The organism is Streptomyces sporangiiformans (assembly GCF_005768555.2).
Classification (GTDB): Bacteria; Actinomycetota; Actinomycetes; order Streptomycetales; family Streptomycetaceae; genus Streptomyces; species Streptomyces sporangiiformans.
The window spans coordinates 1-1027 of the sequence record NZ_VCHX02000220.1 but is presented as its reverse complement, the minus strand read 5'-3'; the positions used below and the strand labels follow the sequence as shown (position 1 = coordinate 1027).

1 protein-coding gene is annotated in these 1027 nt (G+C 70.8%); it reads left to right on the top strand.

Translation table 11 applies throughout. The features are described 5' to 3' along the window. Positions 1–69: 69 nt before the first annotated feature. The coding region (locus FGD71_RS34980; protein WP_119104592.1) for an IS481 family transposase at positions 70–1027 on the top strand (958 nt) is incomplete at its 3' end.

The following is a 1027-nucleotide window of genomic DNA, read 5'->3' as shown; positions in this document are numbered from 1 at the left end:
GAACGAGGCGAGGGCCCCTGGTTTCGGTGTGGATTGCGAGATCTACAACCGGCAGCCAGGAGGCCCTCGTTGTCCCACCGTAACGCCCCGCTGACGCCGACCGGCAGGCTACGTCTGGCCCGGTGTGTCGTCGACGACCACTGGCCTGTGCGGCGGGCCGCGGAACGCTTCCAGGTCAGCCACACCACCGCCGCCCGCTGGGCAGGCCGCTACCGGCTGCACGGAGCCGCCGGGATGCACGACCGCTCCAGCCGCCCGCACCACCAGCCCCACCGCACACCGGCCCCCATCGAGGAGCAGGTCGTGCGCCTGCGGTGCGAACACCGCATCGGACCGGTGCGGCTGGCCGCCCGGTGCGGCATTGCCGCCTCCACCGCCCACCGCATCCTGCACCGTCACGGCCTGCCCGCCCTGGCCGCCACCGACCGGGCCACCGGCGAACCCATGCGACGCTACGAACGTGCCCGGCCCGGCGAACTGATCCATATCGACGTCAAGAAGCTCGGCCGCATCCCCGACGGCGGCGGCCACAAAGTCCTCGGCCGTGCGGCCGGCCGGGCCAACCAGGACCGCCGCAACGGCACCGGATACGCCTACCTGCACACCGCCCTGGACGACCACTCCCCCCTCGCCTACACCGAAGACCTGCCCGACGAGAAGGCCGCCACCTGCGCGGCCTTCCTACGACGAGCGGTCGCCTGGTTCGCCGCACGCGGGGTGACCGTCGAGCGGGTCCTGACCGACAACGCCTGGGCCTACACCAAGAACACCTGGCGCCAGACCTGCCGTGAGATGGGCATCAGCCCACGCTTCACCCGGCCCTGGCGGCCACAGACCAACGGCAAGGTCGAACGCTTCCACCGCACCCTGCTCGACGAATGGGCCTACCACCGGCCCTACACCTCAGACACCGAGCGACAGGCAGCGTTTCCCGACTGGCTGGACTGGTACAACTACCACCGACCCCACACCGGAATCAGCGGCCACACCCCAGCCAGCCGCGTCACCAACCTGTCCGAACAGCACA